This window comes from Lysobacter enzymogenes, from assembly GCF_017355525.1.
Classification (GTDB): Bacteria; Pseudomonadota; Gammaproteobacteria; order Xanthomonadales; family Xanthomonadaceae; genus Lysobacter; species Lysobacter enzymogenes_C.
This window is the reverse complement of record NZ_CP067395.1, coordinates 2,734,411-2,755,104: the sequence shown is the minus strand read 5'-3', so window position 1 is coordinate 2,755,104 and position 20,694 is coordinate 2,734,411. Positions and strand designations below refer to the sequence as shown.

Sequence of the window (20,694 nt, the reverse complement as noted above, 5' to 3'; positions counted from 1 at the left end):
CCAGGCCCATGAACGATTTCACCGCCACCGACCACGTCCACATGGCCCGCGCGCTGCGCCTGGCCGAGAAGGGCGCCTACACCACCAAGCCCAACCCGATGGTCGGCTGCGTGATCGCGCACGGCGACGAGGTCGTCGGCGAAGGCTGGCACGTGCGCGCCGGCGAGCCGCATGCGGAGGTGCACGCGCTGCGCGACGCAGGCGAACGCGCGCGCGGCGCGACCGCGTACGTGACCCTCGAGCCGTGCGCGCACACCGGCCGCACCGGGCCGTGCAGCGATGCGTTGATCGAGGCCGGCGTCGCGCGGGTGGTCGCGGCGATGCGCGATCCGTTCCCGCAAGTCGACGGCGCCGGTTTCGCCAAGTTGCAAGCCGCCGGCATCGCGGTCAGCAGCGGGCTGATGGAAGCGCAGGCGCGCGCGCTCAACCGCGGGTTTTTGTCGCGGGTCGAGCGCGGGCGGCCGTGGCTGCGGGTCAAGCTGGCGGCGAGCCTGGACGGGCGCAGCGCGCTGGCCAGCGGCGAGTCGAAGTGGATCAGCGGCGAGGCCTCGCGCCTGGACGTGCAGCATTGGCGCGCGCGCGCCGGCGCGATCGTGACCGGCGCCGGCACGGTGCTGGCCGATGATCCTTCGCTGACCGTGCGCCTGGGCGACGACACGCCGTTCGTGGCGCCGCTGCGGGTGGTGCTCGATCCTGGGCTGGCCACGGTCGCGCGCGGCCGTGTGCGCGAAGGCGATGCGCCGACCCTGTACCTGCACGCGCCCGACGCCAAGCCGCCGCGCGGCCTGGACGCGCAGGTCGCGGCGGTCGCGGTGCGCGAGGGCCGCATCGACCTGGAAGCGGTGCTGCAACTGCTGGCCGCGCGCGGCGTCAACGAGATCCAGCTCGAAGCCGGCGCGACCCTGGCCGGCGCGTTCCTGACCCGCGGACTGGTCGACGAAGTGCTGCTGTACGTCGCGCCGGTGCTGCTCGGCGAAACCGCGCGGCCGCTGTTCGACGGCCTCGGCATCGAGGCGATGAGCCGCAAGTTCCAGCTCGACGTGCTCGACGTGCGCCGGCTCGGCGACGATACCCGCGTGCTGCTGCGGCCGCGCGCGCCGACGGCCTGAGCGAACGCGTGTCCACCGCCGGCCGCAGCGAACGCGAGACGCCGCGCGCGGCGATCGGGTTCGATGCAAGCACCGGCGCCTTGCATCTGGGCGCGATGGTAGTGAGCGCGGAAATCGCTATCGACGGGTTGCCGCCCGGGTTCGAAACCGGCGCGGCGCAAACCATTGAAGTCGCCGGCCGCCGCGTGTCGTGCCGGTTCGCCGAAACCGATTGGCGCGACGACGCGCCGGGCGAGAGCGGCCGTCGCGTGCACCTGCGGCTGCGCTTCGAAGACGGCGTATGGGTCAGCGCGTTCTGCGTCTTGCCCGGCGCCGGCGCGGCCGCGCACCGGCACTGGCTGCGGCGCAAGTTCGGCGCCGCCGAAGGCGCCGTCGCCGGCTGCCGCTGGGGCGTGGCCGAAGACCGCAGCGGCGACTGCCACGCCTTCGTCCACAACCGCAACTGGCGTTGAATTCCTGCATCCCCTGTAGGAGCGGCGCAAGCCGCGACCGCGCCCCGACCGTCGCGACGCAAGCCCCAACGCCCCCGCACCCCTCCGGTTATCCTCACCGCATCGTTCGCAACGCACCGCCCCCGCGGCTGCGCACGCAACGCGGAGCCGCCCATGCAGCGCAACGATTTCAAAGACCACTTCTCCGCCATCGCCGACACCTACGCGACCTCGCGTCCGGAATACCCGGACGCCTTGTTCGACGCGATCGCCGCGCACGTTCCCGCGCAGGCCGAAGTGTGGGAACCCGGCTGCGGCAGCGGCCAGGCCACGCGTGGGCTCGCCGCGCGCTGGGCGCGGGTGCATGCCAGCGATCCCAGCGCGCAGCAGTTGCAACGCCACTGGGCCTACGCCGCGGCGATGCGCGGCGAAGGCCTCGTGCGCCTGAGCGTGGCGCCGGGCGAGCGTTGCGAACTCGACGACGGCAGCCTCGGGTTGGTCGCGGTGGCGCAGGCCTTGCACTGGTTCGAACGCGAGCGCTTCTTCGCCGAGTGCGAGCGTGCGCTCGCGCCCGGCGGGGTGCTGGCGGCGTGGTGCTACGGCGATTTCGAAATTCCCGAGGGCATGGACGCGGCGGTGTCGGCGTTCCGCGCCGACATCGACAGTTACTGGCAGCGCGAGAACGAAGAAGTGCGCGACGGCTACGCCGGCTACGACTGGCCGTTCGAAGCGCTGCCGGCGCCGGCGCTGTGGGTGAGCGCGCGCTGGGGCCTGGCGCGCTTCCTGGGCTATCTGAATTCGCTGTCGGCGAGCGAGCGCTGCAAGCTCGCGACCGGCGAGGACCCGGTCTACGCCCACCGCAGCGCGCTGACCCGCGCCTGGGGCCCGCCGGACAGCGAGCGCGAGCTGCGCTGGCCGCTGACGCTGCACCTGCGGCGCAAGCCGGATTGATCGGTAAGCGGTCCTGACCTTTGCGGAAGGCTTCCAGGCTCAAGGCCGCGCCTTTCGTGGGGCTGCCTTCGGGCCCGAGGCTCTCGTCTCAGGTCGCGACGGTCCGAAACGCGAGCCCCGGGCCTGAAGGCCGTCCCACCCAGGCTCCGAAGGGCTCTGCCCGCCAACGGGCGCCCTCGCGGAACACAGCATCCGGCCTCCTCCGCCCGCTTGCGACAACCGGCCGCCCGCCCCCCGGGTGGTAAACTGCGCCCCGCCGGCCCAGGCCGGCACCACCAGTAACGTCTTCAGGGCGGGGCGAAACTCCCCACCGGCGGTAGGCGCCTTGCGCGCGAGCCCGCGAGCGCCCGGACGGCCCGGTTTCCGCATACGGAAGCCGCGCCGCGCGGGGTCAGCAGATCCGGTCCGATGCCGGAGCCGACGGTCACAGTCCGGATGAAAGAAGACGGCTGCGCGCGAGCCCGTCCGCTAGGACGGGCGGGAACTCTACCCGCGGCCCCGTGCCGCGCGTCGTGCGTTGTCCTCGAAGCCTTGAGGCGTTTTTCGCTCACCACTTGCGGGAAACGTTTCATGACCCACTCCAATCGCGACAACCGACCGGCCCTCCGCCAGGGGGCGCGCTGATGTTCACCGGCATCATCGAAGGCGTCGGCCGCCTGGTCTCGACCCAGCCCATCGGCGGCGACGTGCGCCTGCGCATCGCCACCGGCAGCCTGGATTTCTCCGAACCCAAGCTCGGCGAGAGCATCGCGGTCAACGGCGTGTGCCTGACCGTGATCGAATTCGGCGCGGACTGGTACGACGCCGACGCGTCGACCGAGACCCTGGCGCTGACCACGCTGGGCTCGCTGCAGGCCGGCGCCAAGGTCAACCTGGAACGCGCGATGCGGCCCAGCGACCGGCTCGGCGGCCATCTGGTCAGCGGCCACGTCGACGGCGTCGGCGCGGTCGAATCGGTGCGCGAGGACGCGCGCGCGCAGCGCTGGCGCTTCCGCGCGCCGGCGCCTTTGCTGCGCTACATCGCCAAGAAGGGCTCGATCTGCGTCGACGGCGTCAGCCTGACCGTCAACGAAGTCGACCGCGAAGGTTTCGAAGTCGCGCTGATTCCGCACACCGTCGCCAACACCGCGTTTTCCGACAGCGCCGTCGGCGCGCCGGTGAACCTGGAGATCGACCTGGTCGCGCGTTACGTCGAGCGCCTGCTCGGCGAGCGTCCCGGCATCGGCGGCGCGGAGGTGTCGGCATGAGCTTCGCCAGCGTTCCCGAACTGCTCGAAGAGATCCGCGCCGGCCGCATGGTCGTCATCGTCGACGACGAAGACCGCGAGAACGAAGGCGACCTGATCATGGCCGCCGAACTGGTGCGCCCGGCCGACATCAACTTCATGGTCACCCACGCCCGCGGGCTGGTGTGCCTGTCGCTGATGCGCGAGCGCTGCCTGCAACTCGGGCTCGGCCCGATGGTGCGCGACAACACCTCCCCGCACCACACCAACTTCACCGTCAGCATCGAGGCGGCCGAGGGCGTCACCACCGGCATTTCCGCCTACGACCGCGCCCACACCGTGCGCACCGCGGTGCGGCCGGACGCGAAACCGTCCGACCTCGCCCAGCCCGGCCACATCTTCCCGCTGATGTCGCAGCCCGGCGGCGTGCTCAGCCGCGCCGGCCACACCGAGGCGGCGAGCGATCTGGCGATGCTCGCCGGCCTGGAACCGGCCGGCGTGCTGGTCGAAGTGCTGAACCCCGACGGCAGCATGGCGCGGCGGCCGGAGCTGGAGAAGTTCGCCGCCGAGCACGGCCTCAAGATCGGCTCGATCGAGGAATTGATCCGTTACCGCCTGGCCACCGAGCACACGGTCGAGCGGGTCGATTCGCGCCGGATCGAGACCGAGCACGGCCCGTTCCAGTTGCTGAGCTACCGCGACCGCCTGACCCGCGCCGTGCACTTCGCCCTGCAACTCGGCGAGCCGGACGCGGCCGCGCCGACCCTGGTGCGGGTGCACATGCAGAACCCGCTGGCCGACGCGCTGCACTGGCGCCGGCCCGATTTCGGCCCGGCGGTCGGCGACGTGCTCGCCGCGATCGCCCGCGAGGGCCGCGGCGCGCTGGTGCTGCTGTCCGACCACGCCGACCCCGACGCGCTGCTGGCGCGGGTGCGCGAGCAGCCCGGCGCGCACGAGCCGCACGCCGAGGCCGCCGACGAAGCCGCCGCCGCGCCGCCGACCCGCGGCCACGCCCTGGCCGAATGGCGCCGCAACGGCGCCGGCGGCCAGATCCTGGCCGACCTGGGCCTGGGCAAGCTGCGCGTGCTGGGCACCCCGCGCAAGCAGATCGGCCTGGCCGGGTTCGGGCTGGAGGTGGTCGAGTACGTGGATATCGCCCGGCTCGGCTGAGCGCTGGGCTCGAGGCGAAGGGCGGTGGGGCGTAACTTCCGGTAACGGTGAAAACCCGAGTCGGCCGGGCTTGCGCGCCACCTCCCGACCGTCATCCCCGCGAAAGCGGGGATCCAGAGCCTTCAGCGCGATCATTCAACTCCCCACGGAGGCCGACCCGACAGCGGCGGCCTTCGGGCCGCGTCGTCCCCGCTCTGGATATTCGGCTCGCCGAATTAAAGCGGAGCCCGCCTTCGCGGGAATGATGGGGTGGTGGTGGCGCGGAAGTCCGCACGCGGCGGCCTCCAGCCCGCCACCGCCCCCCAACCGGTAAACTAGCCCCCCTTTCGTCCGTCCCAGCACAGCGAATCCCCCATGCCCCATTACGAAGGCGACCTGCGCAGCCCGCCGGGCGCGCGCTACGCCATCATCGCCAGCCGCTGGAACCCGCGCATCACCGACGCCCTGGTGGCCGGCGCGCGCAAGACCTTCGCCGACCACGGCGTCGCCGAGGACGCCATCGACGTGATCCGCGTCCCCGGCGCCTGGGAACTGCCGGTGCTCGCGCGCCGCCTCGCCGCCGACGGCAAGCACGCCGCGGTCGTCGCTCTGGGCTGCGTGGTGCGCGGCGACACCCGCCATTACGAACAGGTCGCCGACGGTTGTTCCGACGGCCTGATGCGGGTCTCGCTCGACTTCGGCCTGCCGATCGCCAACGGCGTGCTCGCGGTGGAACGCCACGAGGACGCGGAAAACCGCGCCGGCGGCAGCCACGGCAACAAGGGCGAGGAAGCGGCGCTGGCCGCCTTGGAAATGAGTCACCTGCTGGAGCAACTGCCATGAATCGCCGCCGTCCGGATGGCATCGACCCCGTCGCGCGTTCGCGCGCCCGCCGCCGCGCCCTGCAGGCGATCTACGCCTGGCAGATGACCGCCGCCAAGGCCGACGAGATCATCGCCCAGTTCGCCCACGAACAAGCCCACGAAGTCGCCGACCTGGCCTACTTCGAAGACCTGGTGCGCGGCGTCGTCCGCCACCAGGCCGACGACCTCGACCCGGCGCTGACCCCGTTCCTCGACCGCGAGATCGAGCAGGTCGACGCGATCGAACGCGCCGCGCTGCGCATCGCCGCGTACGAACTGCGCCACCGCGTCGACGTGCCGTACCGCGTGGTCATCAACGAGGCGATCGAATCGGTCAAGCGCTTCGGCGCCGAGCACGGCCACACCTACGTCAACGGCGTGCTCGACCGCGCCGCCGCGCAGTGGCGCGCGGCCGAGGCCGCGGCTGCGGCGAAGAAGCGATAAGGCAGGAGATAGCGAACAGGAGATAGGAGATAGCGAAAAGCCATGGCCATCGTGCCGCGCAACCGCTTTTGCTATCTCCTAGCTCCTGATCGCTACCTCCTGCTCCAAACCCATGTCCGCCGAATTCGACCTGATCGCCGCGATCCGCACGCGCGCCGCCGCGCTCGAGGCCGAGCGCAGCGACGTCGTGCTCGGCATCGGCGACGACGCCGCCCTGCTGGCGCCGCCGCCGGGCCGGCATCTGGCGGTCGCCACCGACACGCTCAACCGCGGCGTGCATTTCGCCGACGACGCGGCGCCCGCCGACATCGGCTGGAAGGCCTTGGCGGTGAATCTGTCCGACCTCGCCGCGATGGGCGCCGAACCGGCGTGGTGCACCTTGTCGCTGTCGCTGCCCGAAGGCGATGCGGCCGCGCGCGCGGCCTTCGTCGACGGTTTCGCCGACGGTTTCCTGGAACTGGCCGCGCGCCATCGCGTCGCCCTGGTCGGCGGCGACACCACGCGCGGGCCGTTGTCGGTGTGCGTGACGGTAATCGGCTTGGTCGAACCGGGCTGGGCGCTGCGCCGCGACGCGGCGCGGGTCGACGACGAGATCTGGGTCACCGGCACGCTCGGCGACGCCGGCGCTGCGCTCGCGCTCGACGGCGTCGAGGGGTATCGCGATTTCGCCGTGCGCCGCATCGACGGCGCCGACGCCGACCCCGCGGTCGCCAGCGCGCGCCTGTCCGAACGCCTGCGCCGGCCGCAACCGCGCGTCGCCGCGGGCCGCGCCTTGCGCGGGCTGGCGCGCGCCGGCATCGACGTGTCGGATGGATTGCTCGCCGACCTCGGCCACATCTGCGCCGCTTCCGGCGTCGGCGCCGGCCTCGACGCGGCGGCGCTGCCGGCTTCGCGCGCGCTCGCCGCGGCCTGCGCCGACGACGCGCGCCGCGCCCTGCAGCTCGGCGGCGGCGACGACTACGAACTGTGCTTCACCGCGCCGGCGCGCCAGCGCGACCCGATCGCCCGCTCGCTCGCCGCCTCGGGCACGCCGGCCCAAGTGATCGGCCGCATCGAAGCCGAACCCGGCGTGCGCGTGCGCCTGCCCGACGGCGCGCTGTGGACGCCGCCGCGCCGCGGCTACCAGCACTTCGGCTGACCGCGCTTCGGCAGCGCCGCGGCCGCTTTGCCTTCGCCGCAGCGGTTCCGATTGCAGCCAGCGACTTCAGTCCGGTCGCGTGCGCCCGCGTGGGAGCGATTTCAGTCCCGCTGCTGTCGTTCCGGATCGCCGCGACAAACCACGCGATTCCCGCCGTCGCCTTGCACGATCGGCCGAAACCGTTTCCCCGTCGCGAACCCTGCCATCAGTTGGCTCCGCCGCGCGAAAAAGTTCAGACCGCTTTCATCGCGCCGATGCAAGCCTGAACGCCTCTCTCCACGGACTGCCCGCATGCGCCGGATCGCGCCGACTTTCTCCCTCCCGCGTCGGCGTCGCGCCGCGCTGGCCGTCGCCGCGGGCCTCGCGCTGACGCTGTCGGGCTGCGGCGCGGTGCGCAGCATCGCCGGCATCAACACCCTCCATCTCGATCAGGCCCGGGTCGATTCGATCCAGGCCGACATCGGCCCCGGCGTCGCCGCGATCTGCCCGCGCGAACGCGTGCAGATGCACGTCAGCGCGGTCGCGCAGCTGCCGCGCCAGCCGGCGCCGGCGATGTACGAAACCTGGCGCGGCAGCAACGGCACCCGCCGCAACGGCATGCTCGATTTCCGCAACTTCGTTTTCTCCAGCGATCAGGGCCGGTTCGACGAACTGGGCTGGTACTCGCCGAACCCCGACGTGCTCGCCACCATCGACAGCGGCTTCGCGATCGGCGCGAGCCTGGTGCATCCGACCCAACAACTCGCGCAGACCCTGCATTACCCGGCCGGCTACGACTGCATCGCCGGCATCGGCGCGCCCGGCGGCCCGGGCCCCTCGGGGCGCGACGGCAGCTATGGCGACATGGGCGGCAAAGGCTACGACGGCGACAACGGCGGGCACGGCCGCGACGGCCAGCACGGCGGCGACGGCGAGCCCGGCGGCAACGGTTTCGCCGGGCCGCACTTGCGCGCGTACGCGACCTACGTCGCCACCGCGCGCTATCCCAGGCTGCTCGCGGTGATGGTCGAAGGCGACGTGCAGGATTTCGTGCTGGCGCCGGCCGGCCGCGCGTTCACCGTGATCGCGGCCGGCGGCGTCGGCGGTCGCGGCGGCGACGGAGGCAGCGGCGGCAGCGGCGGCGACGGCGGCAACGGCAAACACGACAAGGACCGCTCCGGTTACGGCGGCGATGGCGGCGACGGCGGCGATGGCGGTTACGGCGCGCCGGGCGGCCGCGGCGGCGACGGCGGCGAGATCGAGCTGATCTACGACCGGCGTTTCCCCGAACTCGCCGGTCTGCTGCGCATGGATGTGTCCGGCGGCCCTGGCGGCAGCGGCGGTTCCGGCGGTTCCGGCGGCAGCGCCGGCGACGGCGGCAGCGGCGGGCAGGGCTCCGGCCGCGACGGGCGTTCGGGCGTTTACGGCAGCAGCGGGCCGAGCGCGCCCGGCGGCCGGCCGGGTTTCGCGCGGATGGAATCCGGCGACGTCACGCAGCGATTCCGCGGCCTGCGCGGGGTGACGCCGCTGTAGCCGCGGCGTGCGTCCGTCGCGCGGTCTCGCGGCGGCAATTTCAGAACGTTTTAACCGCGACGATGCGAACGTGGCGGCGACCGTCGACACCGCATTGGCCGAAATGGATTTCATGCATCGCGCCGTCTTCTCGTGTTTCTCCGCGCCGCGCAGCGGCAGGTCTTCGTTCTCGCTGACCGCGCTGGCGGCCGGCGCGGCGCTCGCGCTGAGCGGCTGCGGCGCGGTGCGCACGATCGCCGGGGTCAATACCGTGCGCCTGCACGATGCGCGGGTCGAGGCGATGGAAGTCGAGATCGGCAACGGCGCGCGCACGATCTGCCCGCGCCAGCCGATGCAGATGCACGTGGCGGTCTCGGCGCAACTGCCAGGCCAGACCGCGCCGGCGACCTACGACACCTGGCGCGGCGTGCCCGGCATCCGCCACAACGGCAAGCTGGATTTCGCCGATTTCGCCTTCGCCAGCGATCAGGGCCGGTTCGACGAATGGGGTTGGTTCGAGCCCAATCCCGATGTGCTGGCGACGGTGGACAACGGGTTCACCATCGTCGCGCGGCTGCTGCATCCCAGCGCGCAACTGAGCGATCAACGGCACTACGACGCCGAATACAGCTGCATCGTCAGCGCCGGCAAGCCCGCCGCGCCGGGCCGCGCCGGCACGGACGGCTCCGACGGTTCTTCCGGCGGCCGCGGCGGCAGCAACGAGCGCGGCGGCGACGGCGGCGACGGCGAAAGCGGCGGCCCCGGCGGACCCGGCTACGACGGACCGCAGTTGCAGGTGTACGCCAGCTATGTCCGCACCCGCCGCTATCCGAAGCTGCTCGCCGTGCGCGTGCGCGGCGATCTCAACGACTTAGTGCTGGCGCCGGCCGATCGCCCGTTCGCGCTGATCGCGCGCGGCGGGCAGGGCGGTCGCGGCGGCGCGGGCGGCCGCGGCGGCGACGGAGGAGACGGCGGCAACGGCAGCGGCGGCGGCAACGACGACGGCCGCAACAGCGGCGGCGGCCAGGGCGGCGACGGCGGTCACGGCGGCTCCGGCGGTGCGGGCGGCGTCGGCGGCAACGGCGGCAGGATCGAGCTGATCTACGACGCGCGCTATCCGGAACTGGCGCGGCTGTTGCTGTTCGACGTCGACGGCGGGTTGCCTGGCGAAGGCGGCGCGGCCGGCGCATCGGGACGCGCCGGCTCGGGCGGCTCGGCCGGTTCGGGCAGCGGCGCGGGCGGCAGCGGTAACTCCGGGAATTCCGGCAACTACGGCGTCTACGGTTCGGCCGGGCGCGCCGGCAGCGCGCAGGCCAGCGCCGGCGACGTCGCGCGCTATTTCCGTTCCGTTCCCGGCATCGAGTTGTTGCCGGACCCGCGCTGAGCCGCCGCGATGCGCGCGCGCTTCATTCCTCCGGCAGCAGCTTGCCGGGGTTCAAGATTCCGTCCGGATCGAACGCGCGCTTGATCTGGCGCATCAGCGCCAGCGTCTGCGCGCCGACCGCCTGCGGCATGAAATCGCGCTTGGCCAAGCCGATGCCGTGCTCGCCCGACAGCGTGCCGCCGAGCGCCAGCGCGCGTTCGAACACATGCCCCATCGCGACGTGCGCGCGTTCGCTCTGTGCGGCGTCGGCGGGGTCGTAAAGCAGGTTGACGTGCAGGTTGCCGTTGCCGGCGTGGCCGAAGCAGACGATCGGCAGATCGAACTCGCGCGCCAGCGCCTGCACGCCGTCGACGAGTTCGGGAATGCGCGAGACCGGCACCACCACGTCTTCGTTGATCTTGCCCGGCGCCAGCGTGCGCAGCGACGGCGACAGCGCCTTGCGCGCGGCCCAGAGTTTTTCGCGCGCGGCCTCGTCGGCGGCGTCGTCGAGCGACAGCAGGCCGTCGCCCGCGGCGGCGCGCTTGAGCGCGTCGATCGCGTGCGCGAGGGTGTGCGCGTCGCCGTCGGCTTCGATCATCAGCAATGCGCCGGCATCGTGCGGCAAGTCGGCGCCGCCGACGTCGCGGGCCAGGCGCACGCATTGCGCGTCCATGAATTCCAGCATCGACGGCGTCACCGGCTGCGCCATCAGCCGCGCGACCGCCTGCGCGGCGGACGACACGTCGCGGTACACCGCGCGCAGCGCGGCGCGCGCCGGCGCGGTCGGGGTCAGCCGCAGGCTGGCTTCGACGATCAGCGCCAGCGTGCCTTCGCTGCCGACCAGCAAGCGGTGCAGGTCGTAGCCGGTCGAACCCTTGGTGGTGGCGGTGCCGCAGACGATCAGTTCGCCGGCGCCGGTCACCGCGGTCAGCGCCAGCACGTTGTCGCGGCTGGCGCCGTACTTCACCGCACGCGGGCCGCCGGCGTTGCAGGCGAGATTGCCGCCGACGCTGCTGTAGGCGGCGCTGGTCGGGTCCGGCGGCCAGAACAGGCCGTGCGGCTTCAGCGCGGTCTGCAGGTCGCCGTTGAGCACGCCGGGCTCGACCACCGCGCAGCGGTCGCCGGGGCGGATGTCGACGATCCGGTTCATGCGTTCGAACGACACCACCACGCCGCCGGCGACCGGCACCGAGGCGCCGGTGGTGTTGGTGCCGCGGCCGCGCGCGACCAGCGGCACGCGCTCGCGCCGGCACGCGCGCACCAGCGCCTGCACCTGTTCGCGCGTGCGCGGCAGCGCGACCGCGTCGGGCAGGGCGAGCCGGCGCGAATTGTCGTACGCGTAAGCCAAGCGTTCGCCGGGATCGGTCAGCCATGCGTCGCCGAGCAGTTGCGCGAGTTCGGCCTGCAACGACGGCGGCAGCGTCGTGGCGGCGTTCATCGCAGCGGCTCGCTTGGTGTCGCGGCCGGGCTGCGCGTGAGGCGCCGCAACAACGCGCCGGCGACGCCGACGGCGAGCGCCGGCAACACGATCCAGCGCGCTTCCGACCACAGCACTTCCAATCCGCGAGCGCTGAAGAAGCGCGCGCCGATCGGCGAGACTTCGATCGGCCGCCACGGCGCGAAGATGCGCGCGTCCGACCACGGCCAATACAGCGCCACGCCGAGGCCGCCGTCGGTCAGCGCATCCAGCAGCGGATGCGAGGCCGCGCACACGAACAGCCACCACGCCGCGCGCCAGCGCGGCGCGCGCAGCCACGGCGCGGCCAGCGCGCCGAGCGCGGCCAAGGCGGCGGCGAAAGCGAAGGAATGGCTGGCGCCGCGATGGCCGAAATCGTCGGCGTAGGCGATGCCGAGCTTGAACGCGACCACGTCGGCGTCCGGCAGCATCGCCGCGAGCGCGCCGGCGACGAGCAGGCGCGGCGGGATGCGCTGGCGCCCCAGTGCCAGGCCCAGGGCCAGCGGGACTACGGCGTGGGTCATCACGGTCGGCATGCGGGCGGGTCCGGGAACTGGCGCAGCGGGATAGTTGGGAGTCGGAAGGGACGCGGCGATTCAATCGTCGGCGCGGAACGCGTCGCGCAACCAACGCAACTGCGGCTGCGCCGGATCGCCGTCGGCTTCGACCACATCGAAGCGGCAGGCGTGGTCGGCATACGCCGGATGCCGCTGCAGGAACGCCTGCGCGGCCAGCACCAGCTTGCGCCGCTTGCGCGCGTCGACCGAAGCCGCGCCGCCGCCGTAGCGGTCGTCGCGGCGGTAGCGCACTTCGACGAACACCAAGGTCGCGCCGTCGAGCATCACCAGATCGAGCTCGCCGACGCGGAAGCCGGCGTTGCGCGCGAGTTCGCGCAAGCCGTGTCCGCTCAAATGGTCGCGCGCCGCGGCTTCCACCGCGGCGCCGCGTTCGCGCCTGGCGCTGTCAGCGGCGCGAGGCATCCGCCAGCGGCACCGCGACGCCGCTGCTGAAGGTCGACCATGCCGGGGTGCGCAGCACGTTGCCGAAGCCGTCGACGCGCAGCACGCCGGTGGCGCCGGCGACGTAGGCGTCGGAGCGGCCGGCCAGGCGTTCCAGATACGCGCTGAGCTGCCACGCGTCGTAGCCGAACGCGAACAGGCGCGCGGCCGGGCCGCGCGCGGTCGGCAGCTGCTGGGCCGTGCCCACCGCCGGCGGCAGGCCGCGGATGCCGCCGCTGATCCAGGATTCCGACGGGAACGCGATGCCGTCGAGCACGCGGTCCTGCTCCGGCTTGCCGGTGCCGAGCAGCAGCTGCGAGGTCGCCGCGCGCGGCTTGTCGGCCAGTCCCGACAGCGCCAGCTTCGGCACGAGGGTGCGGCCGACGCTGCCCTTGACCGCGAGGAAGACCGCGTCGACGCCGCCTTCTTTGGTCACGAACGGGGTGAGGTCGGCGGTGCCTTCGCCGATGGTGTCGGTGACCACCGCGCCGCGGCCGGCCAGACGTTCCTTGAGCGCGGCGACCGCGCGGCGCTGGCTGTCGTCGTCGCCGGCGATCGCCAGCACGCGCTTGGCCTTGCGTTCGACCAGATAGTCGGCGGCGGCGGTGCCTTCGTCCTCGGGCGTCAGCGAGAAGCTGACGTTGCCGCTGGGCGGGGTGGTGTTGCTGCGGTTGAGCGCCAGCACCGGCACCGGCAGCGCGCCCTTGGCGAACAGCGCTGAGACTTCGTCGCGGCCGAGCGGGCCGATCACGAAGTCGTTGCCCTCGGCGGCGGCCTTGTCGTAGGCCGACAATGCGCCGGCCGGCGTGCCGGCGGTGTCGTAGAAGCGGACTTCCGGACGGCGCCGGCTTTCGCCGTAGTAGGCGGCGAGCAGGCCGTCGCGGACCGAGGCGGCGGCGACCGCGGCCGGGCCGGTGCTCGGCAGCAGCACTGCGAGCTTGACCGGCGGGCGGTAGCCGTCGGCTTCGGCCGGCGGACGCTGGGCGGCGTGGAAGCTCCAGTCGGAGGTGCGGTCGAACGGGCGCGGCAGCGGCAGCCCGCGCTTGACCAGCGCGCGGCCGACGAAGTTGTACAGCGGATCGCCTTCGATCAGCGCATTGGCTTCGCGGCTGAGGGTGGCGTCGTCGAGCTGGCCGAGCAGGCGCTCAATCTGGCGCTCGTTCTCGGCGCGTTCGGCGCCGGCCAGCGAGGCGTGGTTGCGGGCCAAGTGCTGGGCCTGGGCGACCAGCGGATTGGAGGCGGCGACGGTCGCGACCGGGCGGGTCTCGACGCTGGCGCAGCCGCCGAGCAGGGCAGTGGCGGCCAGGGCCGCGAACATCCATGTAAAAGCGGGCCGGTTCTTGCTTCGATTCATCGGCTTGCGTGCGCCGCGGACGGCGTTCCATTGGGACCGGGTAGGATTCTACCCGGCCCGGGCGACGCGGACGCGTGCTTCGGCCCGGCCCGTTCAGGCCGTTCCCCTGCCATGCCCCGAGATTCCGTCTTCAGATGCAAACCCCCGGCACCCTGCACATCGTCGCCACCCCGATCGGCAACCTCGGCGACCTCACGCCGCGCGCGCTGGAGACCCTGCGCACGGTCGCGGCGATCTGCGCCGAGGACACCCGCCACACCCGCCAGTTGCTGTCGCACTTCGGCCTGGAGCGGCCGTTGCTGGCGCTGCATCAACACAACGAGGAACAGCAGGCCGCGCAGTTGGTGGCGCGCTTGCAGGCCGGCGATTCGCTGGCCTTGGTGTCGGACGCCGGGACGCCGTTGGTCAGCGATCCGGGCTATCGCTTGGTCCGCGCCGCGCGCGCGGCCGGGATCAAGGTGTCGCCGGTGCCCGGCGCCTGTGCGGCGATCGCCGCGCTGAGCGTGGCCGGCGTCGCCTCCGACCGGTTCGCCTTCGAAGGCTTCCTGCCGGCCAAGGCCAGCGGCCGCCGCGAGCGCCTGGCCCGGCTCGCGGCCGAGCCGCGCACCTTGTTGTTCTACGAATCCGCGCACCGGATCGAGGAAACCCTCGACGACATGGCCGCCGCGTTCGGCGGTGCGCGCGGCGCGGTGATCGCGCGCGAGCTGACCAAGCTGTTCGAAACCGTGCTCGACGGGCCGCTGGCGTCGTTGGCGGCGCAGGTCAAGGCCGACCCGAACCAGCGCAAGGGCGAGTTCGTGGTCATCGTGGAAGGCGCCGGCGAGGATGCCGACGCCAAGGTGATCGAAGGCAAGCGGCTGTACGCCAAGCTCAGCGAGCATTTGCCGCCGTCGACCGCGGCCAAGCTGGCGGCGGAGTTGAGCGGCGCGCCGCGCAAGGCCTTGTACGGCAGCGGCGAGTAAGCCGCGCCGGCGCGGCTGGGCTTGATCCTTGGTTCTGACCGAGATGTCGCGAGCGTTCACCTTCGCCGAGCGGCGGCGGCGCGCTCGTGCGACAATGCGCGCCGCAAAGTGGGCCAGGCAGTCGCGTCATCGGGTCGCAAGATCCGGTGCCGAGGAAAGTCCGGGCTCCGCAGGGCACGGTGCCAGGTAACGCCTGGGCGGCGCGAGCCGACGGAAAGTGCAACAGAGAGCAGACCGCCGAACGGCTTCTTCGGAAGCGCGTGGTAAGGGTGAAACGGTGCGGTAAGAGCGCACCGCGAGTCCGGCAACGGACCGGCACGGCAAACCCCACCGGGAGCAAAACCAAATAGGGAGGCTATGGCGCGGCCCGCGTTGCCTCCGGGTAGGTTGCTTGAGCGTAACGGCGACGTTGCGCCTAGAGGAATGACTGTCCACGACAGAACCCGGCTTACAGGCCCACTTTGCGGCTTTTTTTGGGCTGCGCCCAAAAAACCCCCAAAGTTTGCGCAGCAAACTTTGGGCCCCGCTATGTGCCTCCAAATCCCCGCCCCTGTCGGGGGCTGCTTTTGGGCTTCGCCCAAAAACCCCAAAGTTTGCTGCGCAAACTTCGGGCCCCAGCTATGCGCTTCCAAATCCCCGCCCCTGTCGGGGCGCCCCCTTTACTAAAGGGGGCTGCTCGTATTGGGGCATGCGCTGGGTGAAGCCCTTTTTTTCCTGCTTTTAGCCCCTCTCCCGTTTGCGGGGTGAGGGGCTGCGCTTGCGAGCCGTCGGCTCGCGCAGCACCGAACGCCCGAACGCTATGCGTTCGGGCCGGGGTGGGGTTGGGGTGAGGGCGCGCGCGGCTACTGCGCCGCGCCGATCTGCTTCATGAAGGCCTGGTTGTCCCAGAACAGCCACTCCTCGACCATCACCCCGTTCTCCCAACGCCCGAACGTCGCCATTTCCAGCTTGAACGGCTTGTTGGTCGGCGCCAGCGTCTTGCCGTCGGGCAAGGGCATGGGCTGGGTGAACGTTCCTTCCATCACCCCGGTCACCGCGGTCAGGTTGCCCTGCGCGACTTTGACCGGATGCACTTTGATCCGGGTGTCGGGCGCGAATACGAACTGCGGCTTGAGCTCGGCCAGGTGCGCGTCCAGGCCGGTGGTGGTGCGGCCGTCGGGGTAGTGGACGACGATGTTCGGCGCGTGGCTGCGGTGGAAGTGGTCCCACTGCTGGCCGCTGTAGTGGACGAAGTCGAGCTCGTCGAACGTCTGCAGGTTGCGGTCCTGCTGGGTCTGCTCGGCTTGCAGGCGCTTGAGCAGGGTGGCGTCGGCGCGGGCGGCGGTCAGCGGGACCTGGGCCGGTTCCTGGCGCGCGCAACCCGCGGCCGCGGCGAGCAGGAACAGCAGGGGCGCGGCGGTGCGCAGCGGGGTCGGGACGCGCATTGTGGATAACTCCGGGACAAGTGGACGCCACGCTAAATCCGCGCGCGTCAAATGAATGTCGAGTCCACCCTACGCCCCCGCATTGGACGCAGCGCGTCCAGGCCGATAGCCGGCGGCAATCATCCTTTGCATTCCGATGCTTAGCGGCGATTCGCGCAAAACGCCTCAAACCGCCAAGGGTGAAGAAAACGTGACGGCGCTCGCGCAAGGGTCACTTTGTGACGCTATGAGTCTCAAAACCTGAGACGAAACAACGCTTAGTGGATAAGTCTTGAATAAGACTCTCAAGTTCATCGCAAGCCATTGATGCGCCTAGCGAAATTCAGTCAGGAAAGTTGTTGACAACCTGTTGCGCCCTGATAATGTGGGCATCCGAGGGAAAACCGGGGTTTTTGTGGTTTTCGGAGGCCCGTCGTCCCGGTAGGGACGAATGAACGAGGCGACCCGTCCGGTAGAGACGGGAGCCCACAAGGTGCGCAGATGTTCCAAGGCGAAACCGCCATCACGATCGACGACAAGGGACGGCTGGCGGTACCTACCGCCTACCGCGAGCTTGTCGCGCGCGAATGCGACAACCGCCTGGTCATCACCTACAACCCGTTCGAGTCCGGTTCTCTCTATCTCTATCCGCTGTCGATCTGGGAGCGCTTGCGCGAGCAGGTCAACAAGCTGCCCAAGGCCAAGGCGGTCAACCGCACGATGCAGCTCAAGCTGGTCGGCGCCGCCGCGTTCGTCGAGCTCGACGGCAACGGCCGCATCACCGTGCCCCCCAGCCACCGCGCCGCGGTCGGCATCGAGAAGAAGGCGGTGCTGCTGGGCATGGGCGACAAGTTCGAACTTTGGAGCGAGCAGGCGCATCACGCGCAGATCCGTCAGACCATCGGCGATGACGATCTGAGCGACGAGCTGCTCGACCTGCAGCTATGACGGACGGTGGCATGGAACGCATTCACGCGCGATCCGGCCACCTTCCCGTGATGTACCGGCAGGTGCTCGAAGGCCTGCGGGTGCACGGGAACGGAGCCTATCTGGACGGTACGTTCGGCCGCGGCGGGCATGCCCGCGGCGTGCTTTCGCAGTTGCAGGCCGGAGGACGCTTGCTGGTGATGGACAAGGACCCCGAAGCGATCGCCGTGGCCGAACGCGAGTTCGGCGCCGATCCGCGCGTGTCCATCCATCGCGGCAGCTTCGCCGAACTCGCGCACTGGGATGCGGCCGCCGCCGGCCTCGACGGCGTGCTGCTCGACCTGGGCGTGTCCTCGCCGCAGCTCGACGTGGCCGAGCGCGGTTTCAGCTTCGGCAAGGATGGCCCGCTGGACATGCGCATGGACCCCGACAGCGGCCAGAGCGCGGCGCAGTGGCTCAACAGCGCGGCCGAGAAGGACATCGCCGACGTGCTGTGGACCTACGGCGAGGAACGCCAGAGCCGCCGCATCGCCCGCGCCATCCTCGCCCGCCGCGCCGCCCAGCCGCTGGCGCGCACCGCCGAGCTGGCCGAGCTGATCGCCCAGGCGGTGCCGCGCGGCGACCAGAAGATCCATCCGGCCACGCGCAGCTTCCAGGCCATCCGCATCTTCATCAACCGCGAGCTGGCCGACCTGGAAACCGGGCTCGACGCCGCGCTGGCGCGGCTGAAGCCGGGCGGCCGGCTGGCGGTGATCAGCTTCCATTCGCTGGAAGACCGCATCGTCAAGCAGTTCATCGTCCGCCACTCCAAGGCCCCGCCGGCCAATCGCCGGATGCCGGTCGAGATCGCGTTCACCCCGACCCTGCTGGCCGTCGGCGGCGCGCAGAAGGCCGACGACGAAGAGCTGGCCGGCAACCCGCGCGCGCGCAGCGCGGTGCTGCGCGTGGCCGAAAAGCTGGGATTGGGGATTGGAGATTCGGGATTGGAAGAGGCCGGATCTGCCGGGACGGGCGAGGCCGCGCGCGGCCGCGGCTTCGGCGCGCAGGCGCTTGGGCGAATCCCGAATCCCGAATCCCGAATCCCGGCGCCTCAAGGAGGCGCAGCATGATGCGGCTGCTGCTGATCCTGCTGATCGTCGCCAACGTGGTGTCGGCGCTGCTGGTGGTGTTCGCCCGCCACGAGCACCGCCAACTGTTCGTGCAGCTCAACAAGCTGCAGCGCGAGCGCGACGAGCTCAACATCGAATTCGGCCGGCTGCAGCTGGAGCAGGCGACCTGGGCGGAAAGCAACCGCATCGACCAGGTCGCGCGCGAGCGCATCGGGATGAAGTTCCCCGAAGGCGCCGAAACCGTGGTGATCAGACCATGAAGGGCCGGCCATGAGCGGCGCGCGCAAGAACCGCAACGGCGGCCGCAGCGGCCCGCTCGACCGCGTGCTCGGCGAACGCGCCGGCCGCGGCGGGCTCGATCGCCTGGTCGAAAACCTCGGCGACGGCTTCGCCCGCCTGCGCGAGGAGCGCAGCCGCAACAACAAGCCGCGCGGCCGCAATCTGCAGTTCCACCTGCGCAACCGGCTGATGCTGGTCGGCGGCGCGCTCGGCCTGTGCGCGCTGGCGCTGGTCGCGCGCGCGCTCGACCTGCAGGTCATCAGCAACGATTTCTATCGCCAGCAGGGCGATGCGCGCTCGCTGCGCGAAATCCCGATCCCGACCTCGCGCGGCATGATCACCGACCGCAACGGCGAGCCGCTGGCGGTGTCCACGCCGGTCGAATCGGTGTGGGCGAACCCGAAGGAACTGGCCAAGAACACCGAGCGCCTGCCCGAGCTGGCCAAGGCCCTCGGCGTGGCCCAGGACGAACTGGCGCGCAAGCTCGCGCAGCGTTCGGGCAAGGAGTTCATGTACCTCAAGCGCCGGATCAACCCCGACGAGGCGCGCCGGATCCTGGCGCTGAAGGTGCCGGGCGTGTTCTCGCAGCGCGAGTTCCGCCGCTTCTACCCGCAGGGCGAAGCGATGGCCCACGTGCTGGGCTACACCAACATCGACGACCGCGGCCAGGAAGGCCTGGAGCTGGCGTTCGACCACGAACTGCGCGGCAAGCCGGGCAGCAAGCGGGTGATCCGCGACGGCGCCGGCAACATCGTCGAGAACGTCGATCTGGTGCGCAGCGCCGAGCCGGGCAAGGACATCACCCTGACCCTGGACCGCCGCATCCAGTACCTGACCTACCGCGAGCTGCGCCGCGCGCTCAACGACACCGGCGCGTCCAGCGCCTCGGCGGTGGTGCTCGACATCGAGACCGGCGAAGTGCTGGCGATGGTCAACCTGCCGACCTACAACCCGAACCTGCCGGGCGCCGGCAACCGCGACACCCACCGCAACCGCGCGGTCACCGACGTGGTCGAGCCGGGTTCGACGATGAAGCCGGTGACCGTGGCCGCGGCGCTCAACGCCGGCATCGTGACCCCGCAGACCCTGGTCAACACCACGCCGGGCTGGATGCCGAACGGCCGCTACCGCATCACCGACACCCACAACAACGGCGTGCTGACCGTCACCGGCGTCATCACCAAGAGCTCCAACGTCGGCGCGGCCAAGCTCGCGCTGCAACTGCCGAACGACTACTACTACAAGTTCGTGCACAACTTCGGCTACGGCAGCAAGCCGGGCAGCGGTTTCCCGGGCGAATCCTCGGGCCTGCTCGCGCCGCCGCAGCGCTGGAGCGGCACGACCAAGGCGACGATGTCGTACGGCTACGGCCTGTCGGCCACGCCGTTGCAGATCGCGATGGTCTACGCGGCGATGGCCAACGGCGGCTCGCTGATTCCGCCGACCTTCGTCAAGGGCCAGCGCAACGAGGGCCGGCAGGTGATCGAACCGGCGCTGGCCGGCGAAGTCATGCGCATGATGCAGACCGTGACCGAGCCCGGCGGCACCGCCAAGCAGGCCGCGATCCTGGGCTACCACGTCGCCGGCAAGACCGGCACCACGCGCAAGTTCAGCCCGACCGGCGGCTATTCCAAGAAGTACGTGTCGACCTTCGCCGGCGTGGTGCCGGTGGAGAAGCCGCGCTTCTCGATGGTGGTGGTGGTCAGCGAACCGGATCCGACCAAGAAGGGCTACTACGGCGGTTCGGTGTCCGGCCCGGTGTTCCGCAACGTCATGGACGGCGCGCTGCGCCTGATGGACGTGGCGCCGGACGACATCGAAACCTGGCTGGCGGTGCAGGCCGCGGCCGAGGCCAAGCGGCAGAAGCAGAACGGCGGCAAACCCGCCGGCCCGGTCGTGCCCGCAGCGACGCGCGCGGCAGCGGCGACGCCGAAGCCTGCGAACAGACCACTTAATACGGCGCCCATTAATCCCGCGCCCATCGCCGCCGGCACTCCGGCCGCGGTGGCGCAGGCCTCCGCACACGGAGGCGCGCGATGAGC

General features: G+C 71.3%; 22 protein-coding genes, 1 other RNA gene and 1 riboswitch. Of the genes, 18 read left to right on the top strand and 5 right to left on the bottom strand.

What is annotated here, in order from left to right:
* Positions 1 to 8: 8 nt before the first annotated feature.
* The 12 genes from ribD (at position 9) to JHW38_RS11400 (ending at position 10,185) form a co-directional block, all read left to right on the top strand.
* Positions 9 to 1,109 (top strand): bifunctional diaminohydroxyphosphoribosylaminopyrimidine deaminase/5-amino-6-(5-phosphoribosylamino)uracil reductase RibD, encoded by a 1,101-nt coding sequence (gene ribD, locus JHW38_RS11450; RefSeq protein WP_207526026.1) that lies wholly within the window; start codon positions 9 to 11, stop codon positions 1,107 to 1,109.
* 8 nt (positions 1,110 to 1,117) lie between these two features.
* Entirely contained in the window at positions 1,118 to 1,561 is a 444-nt protein-coding gene (locus JHW38_RS11445; protein ID WP_207526025.1) for a hypothetical protein, read from the top strand.
* Between the two features lie 153 nt (positions 1,562 to 1,714).
* Positions 1,715 to 2,491, top strand: a complete 777-nt coding sequence (locus JHW38_RS11440) for a class I SAM-dependent methyltransferase (protein ID WP_207526024.1) — start codon at positions 1,715 to 1,717, stop codon at positions 2,489 to 2,491.
* Between the two features lie 56 nt (positions 2,492 to 2,547).
* Complete coding sequence (locus JHW38_RS25955) at positions 2,548 to 2,736, top strand: DUF6053 domain-containing protein (protein ID WP_428995301.1); 189 nt, start codon at positions 2,548 to 2,550, stop codon at positions 2,734 to 2,736.
* Positions 2,737 to 2,770: 34 nt separating this feature from the next.
* Positions 2,771 to 2,942, top strand: a riboswitch (FMN riboswitch).
* A 172-nt stretch (positions 2,943 to 3,114) separates the two neighbouring features.
* On the top strand, positions 3,115 to 3,738 hold the full coding sequence (locus tag JHW38_RS11435) for a riboflavin synthase (RefSeq protein ID WP_207526023.1): 624 nt from the start codon (positions 3,115 to 3,117) through the stop codon (positions 3,736 to 3,738).
* Positions 3,735 to 4,886 (top strand): 3,4-dihydroxy-2-butanone-4-phosphate synthase, encoded by a 1,152-nt coding sequence (gene ribB, locus JHW38_RS11430; protein ID WP_207526022.1) that lies wholly within the window; start codon positions 3,735 to 3,737, stop codon positions 4,884 to 4,886. The genes JHW38_RS11435 and ribB overlap by 4 nt, the downstream gene beginning before the upstream one ends.
* A 354-nt stretch (positions 4,887 to 5,240) precedes the next feature.
* Positions 5,241 to 5,708: a 6,7-dimethyl-8-ribityllumazine synthase gene (ribH, locus tag JHW38_RS11425; RefSeq protein WP_207526021.1), complete on the top strand. Its 468-nt coding sequence runs from the start codon at positions 5,241 to 5,243 to the stop codon at positions 5,706 to 5,708.
* The gene (gene nusB, locus JHW38_RS11420) at positions 5,705 to 6,172 is read left to right on the top strand and encodes a transcription antitermination factor NusB (protein ID WP_207526020.1); all 468 of its coding nucleotides are present in this window, start codon (positions 5,705 to 5,707) and stop codon (positions 6,170 to 6,172) included. Before ribH ends, nusB begins: the two co-directional genes overlap by 4 nt.
* 112 nt (positions 6,173 to 6,284) lie before the next feature.
* On the top strand, positions 6,285 to 7,310 hold the full coding sequence (gene thiL, locus JHW38_RS11415; RefSeq protein WP_207526019.1) for a thiamine-phosphate kinase: 1,026 nt from the start codon (positions 6,285 to 6,287) through the stop codon (positions 7,308 to 7,310).
* Positions 7,271 to 7,576, top strand: a complete 306-nt coding sequence (locus tag JHW38_RS11410) for a hypothetical protein (RefSeq protein ID WP_207526018.1) — start codon at positions 7,271 to 7,273, stop codon at positions 7,574 to 7,576. Before thiL ends, JHW38_RS11410 begins: the two co-directional genes overlap by 40 nt.
* A 25-nt stretch (positions 7,577 to 7,601) precedes the next feature.
* Positions 7,602 to 8,822: a hypothetical protein gene (locus JHW38_RS11405; RefSeq protein WP_207526017.1), complete on the top strand. Its 1,221-nt coding sequence runs from the start codon at positions 7,602 to 7,604 to the stop codon at positions 8,820 to 8,822.
* Positions 8,823 to 8,829: 7 nt separating this feature from the next.
* On the top strand, positions 8,830 to 10,185 hold the full coding sequence (locus JHW38_RS11400) for a hypothetical protein (protein WP_207526016.1): 1,356 nt from the start codon (positions 8,830 to 8,832) through the stop codon (positions 10,183 to 10,185).
* A gap of 22 nt (positions 10,186 to 10,207) precedes the next feature.
* Here the strand turns inward: JHW38_RS11400 and JHW38_RS11395 are convergent, their stop codons facing one another.
* Genes JHW38_RS11395 through JHW38_RS11380 form a run of 4 tightly spaced genes read right to left on the bottom strand, consistent with a single transcriptional unit; the run spans position 10,208 to position 13,936 of the window.
* Entirely contained in the window at positions 10,208 to 11,602 is a 1,395-nt protein-coding gene (locus JHW38_RS11395; RefSeq protein ID WP_207526015.1) for an FAD-binding oxidoreductase, read from the bottom strand.
* Positions 11,599 to 12,156: a metal-dependent hydrolase gene (locus tag JHW38_RS11390; protein ID WP_207526014.1), complete on the bottom strand. Its 558-nt coding sequence runs from the start codon at positions 12,154 to 12,156 to the stop codon at positions 11,599 to 11,601. The genes JHW38_RS11395 and JHW38_RS11390 overlap by 4 nt, the downstream gene beginning before the upstream one ends.
* Positions 12,157 to 12,216: 60 nt before the next feature.
* The gene (locus JHW38_RS11385) at positions 12,217 to 12,600 is read right to left on the bottom strand and encodes a YraN family protein (RefSeq protein ID WP_207526013.1); all 384 of its coding nucleotides are present in this window, start codon (positions 12,598 to 12,600) and stop codon (positions 12,217 to 12,219) included.
* The gene (locus JHW38_RS11380) at positions 12,584 to 13,936 is read right to left on the bottom strand and encodes a penicillin-binding protein activator (RefSeq protein WP_242691331.1); all 1,353 of its coding nucleotides are present in this window, start codon (positions 13,934 to 13,936) and stop codon (positions 12,584 to 12,586) included. The genes JHW38_RS11385 and JHW38_RS11380 overlap by 17 nt, the downstream gene beginning before the upstream one ends.
* Before the next feature lie 170 nt (positions 13,937 to 14,106).
* On the opposite strand from JHW38_RS11380, the gene rsmI reads away from it, so the two are divergent.
* Positions 14,107 to 14,934, top strand: a complete 828-nt coding sequence (rsmI, locus tag JHW38_RS11375) for a 16S rRNA (cytidine(1402)-2'-O)-methyltransferase (RefSeq protein WP_207526010.1) — start codon at positions 14,107 to 14,109, stop codon at positions 14,932 to 14,934.
* 105 nt (positions 14,935 to 15,039) lie between these two features.
* Positions 15,040 to 15,401, top strand: an RNA gene (gene rnpB / locus JHW38_RS11370) — RNase P RNA component class A.
* A 375-nt stretch (positions 15,402 to 15,776) separates the two neighbouring features.
* Here rnpB and JHW38_RS11365 read toward each other — a convergent pair.
* Positions 15,777 to 16,358, bottom strand: coding sequence for an ester cyclase (locus JHW38_RS11365; RefSeq protein ID WP_207526008.1), 582 nt, complete (start codon positions 16,356 to 16,358; stop codon positions 15,777 to 15,779).
* A gap of 480 nt (positions 16,359 to 16,838) precedes the next feature.
* Between JHW38_RS11365 and mraZ the strand changes: the two genes are divergently transcribed.
* From mraZ to JHW38_RS11345, 4 genes are all read left to right on the top strand, one after another.
* Positions 16,839 to 17,285 carry a division/cell wall cluster transcriptional repressor MraZ gene (gene mraZ / locus JHW38_RS11360; protein ID WP_207526007.1) on the top strand — a complete coding sequence of 149 codons (447 nt, stop codon included), beginning with the start codon at positions 16,839 to 16,841 and terminating at the stop codon, positions 17,283 to 17,285.
* 11 nt (positions 17,286 to 17,296) lie between these two features.
* Positions 17,297 to 18,373: a 16S rRNA (cytosine(1402)-N(4))-methyltransferase RsmH gene (gene rsmH, locus JHW38_RS11355; protein ID WP_242691330.1), complete on the top strand. Its 1,077-nt coding sequence runs from the start codon at positions 17,297 to 17,299 to the stop codon at positions 18,371 to 18,373.
* Positions 18,370 to 18,633, top strand: coding sequence for a cell division protein FtsL (gene ftsL, locus JHW38_RS11350; protein ID WP_207526004.1), 264 nt, complete (start codon positions 18,370 to 18,372; stop codon positions 18,631 to 18,633). The genes rsmH and ftsL overlap by 4 nt, the downstream gene beginning before the upstream one ends.
* A 208-nt stretch (positions 18,634 to 18,841) precedes the next feature.
* Complete coding sequence (locus tag JHW38_RS11345; protein WP_207526341.1) at positions 18,842 to 20,692, top strand: peptidoglycan D,D-transpeptidase FtsI family protein; 1,851 nt, start codon at positions 18,842 to 18,844, stop codon at positions 20,690 to 20,692.
* The last annotated feature ends 2 nt before the right edge of the window (positions 20,693 to 20,694 follow it).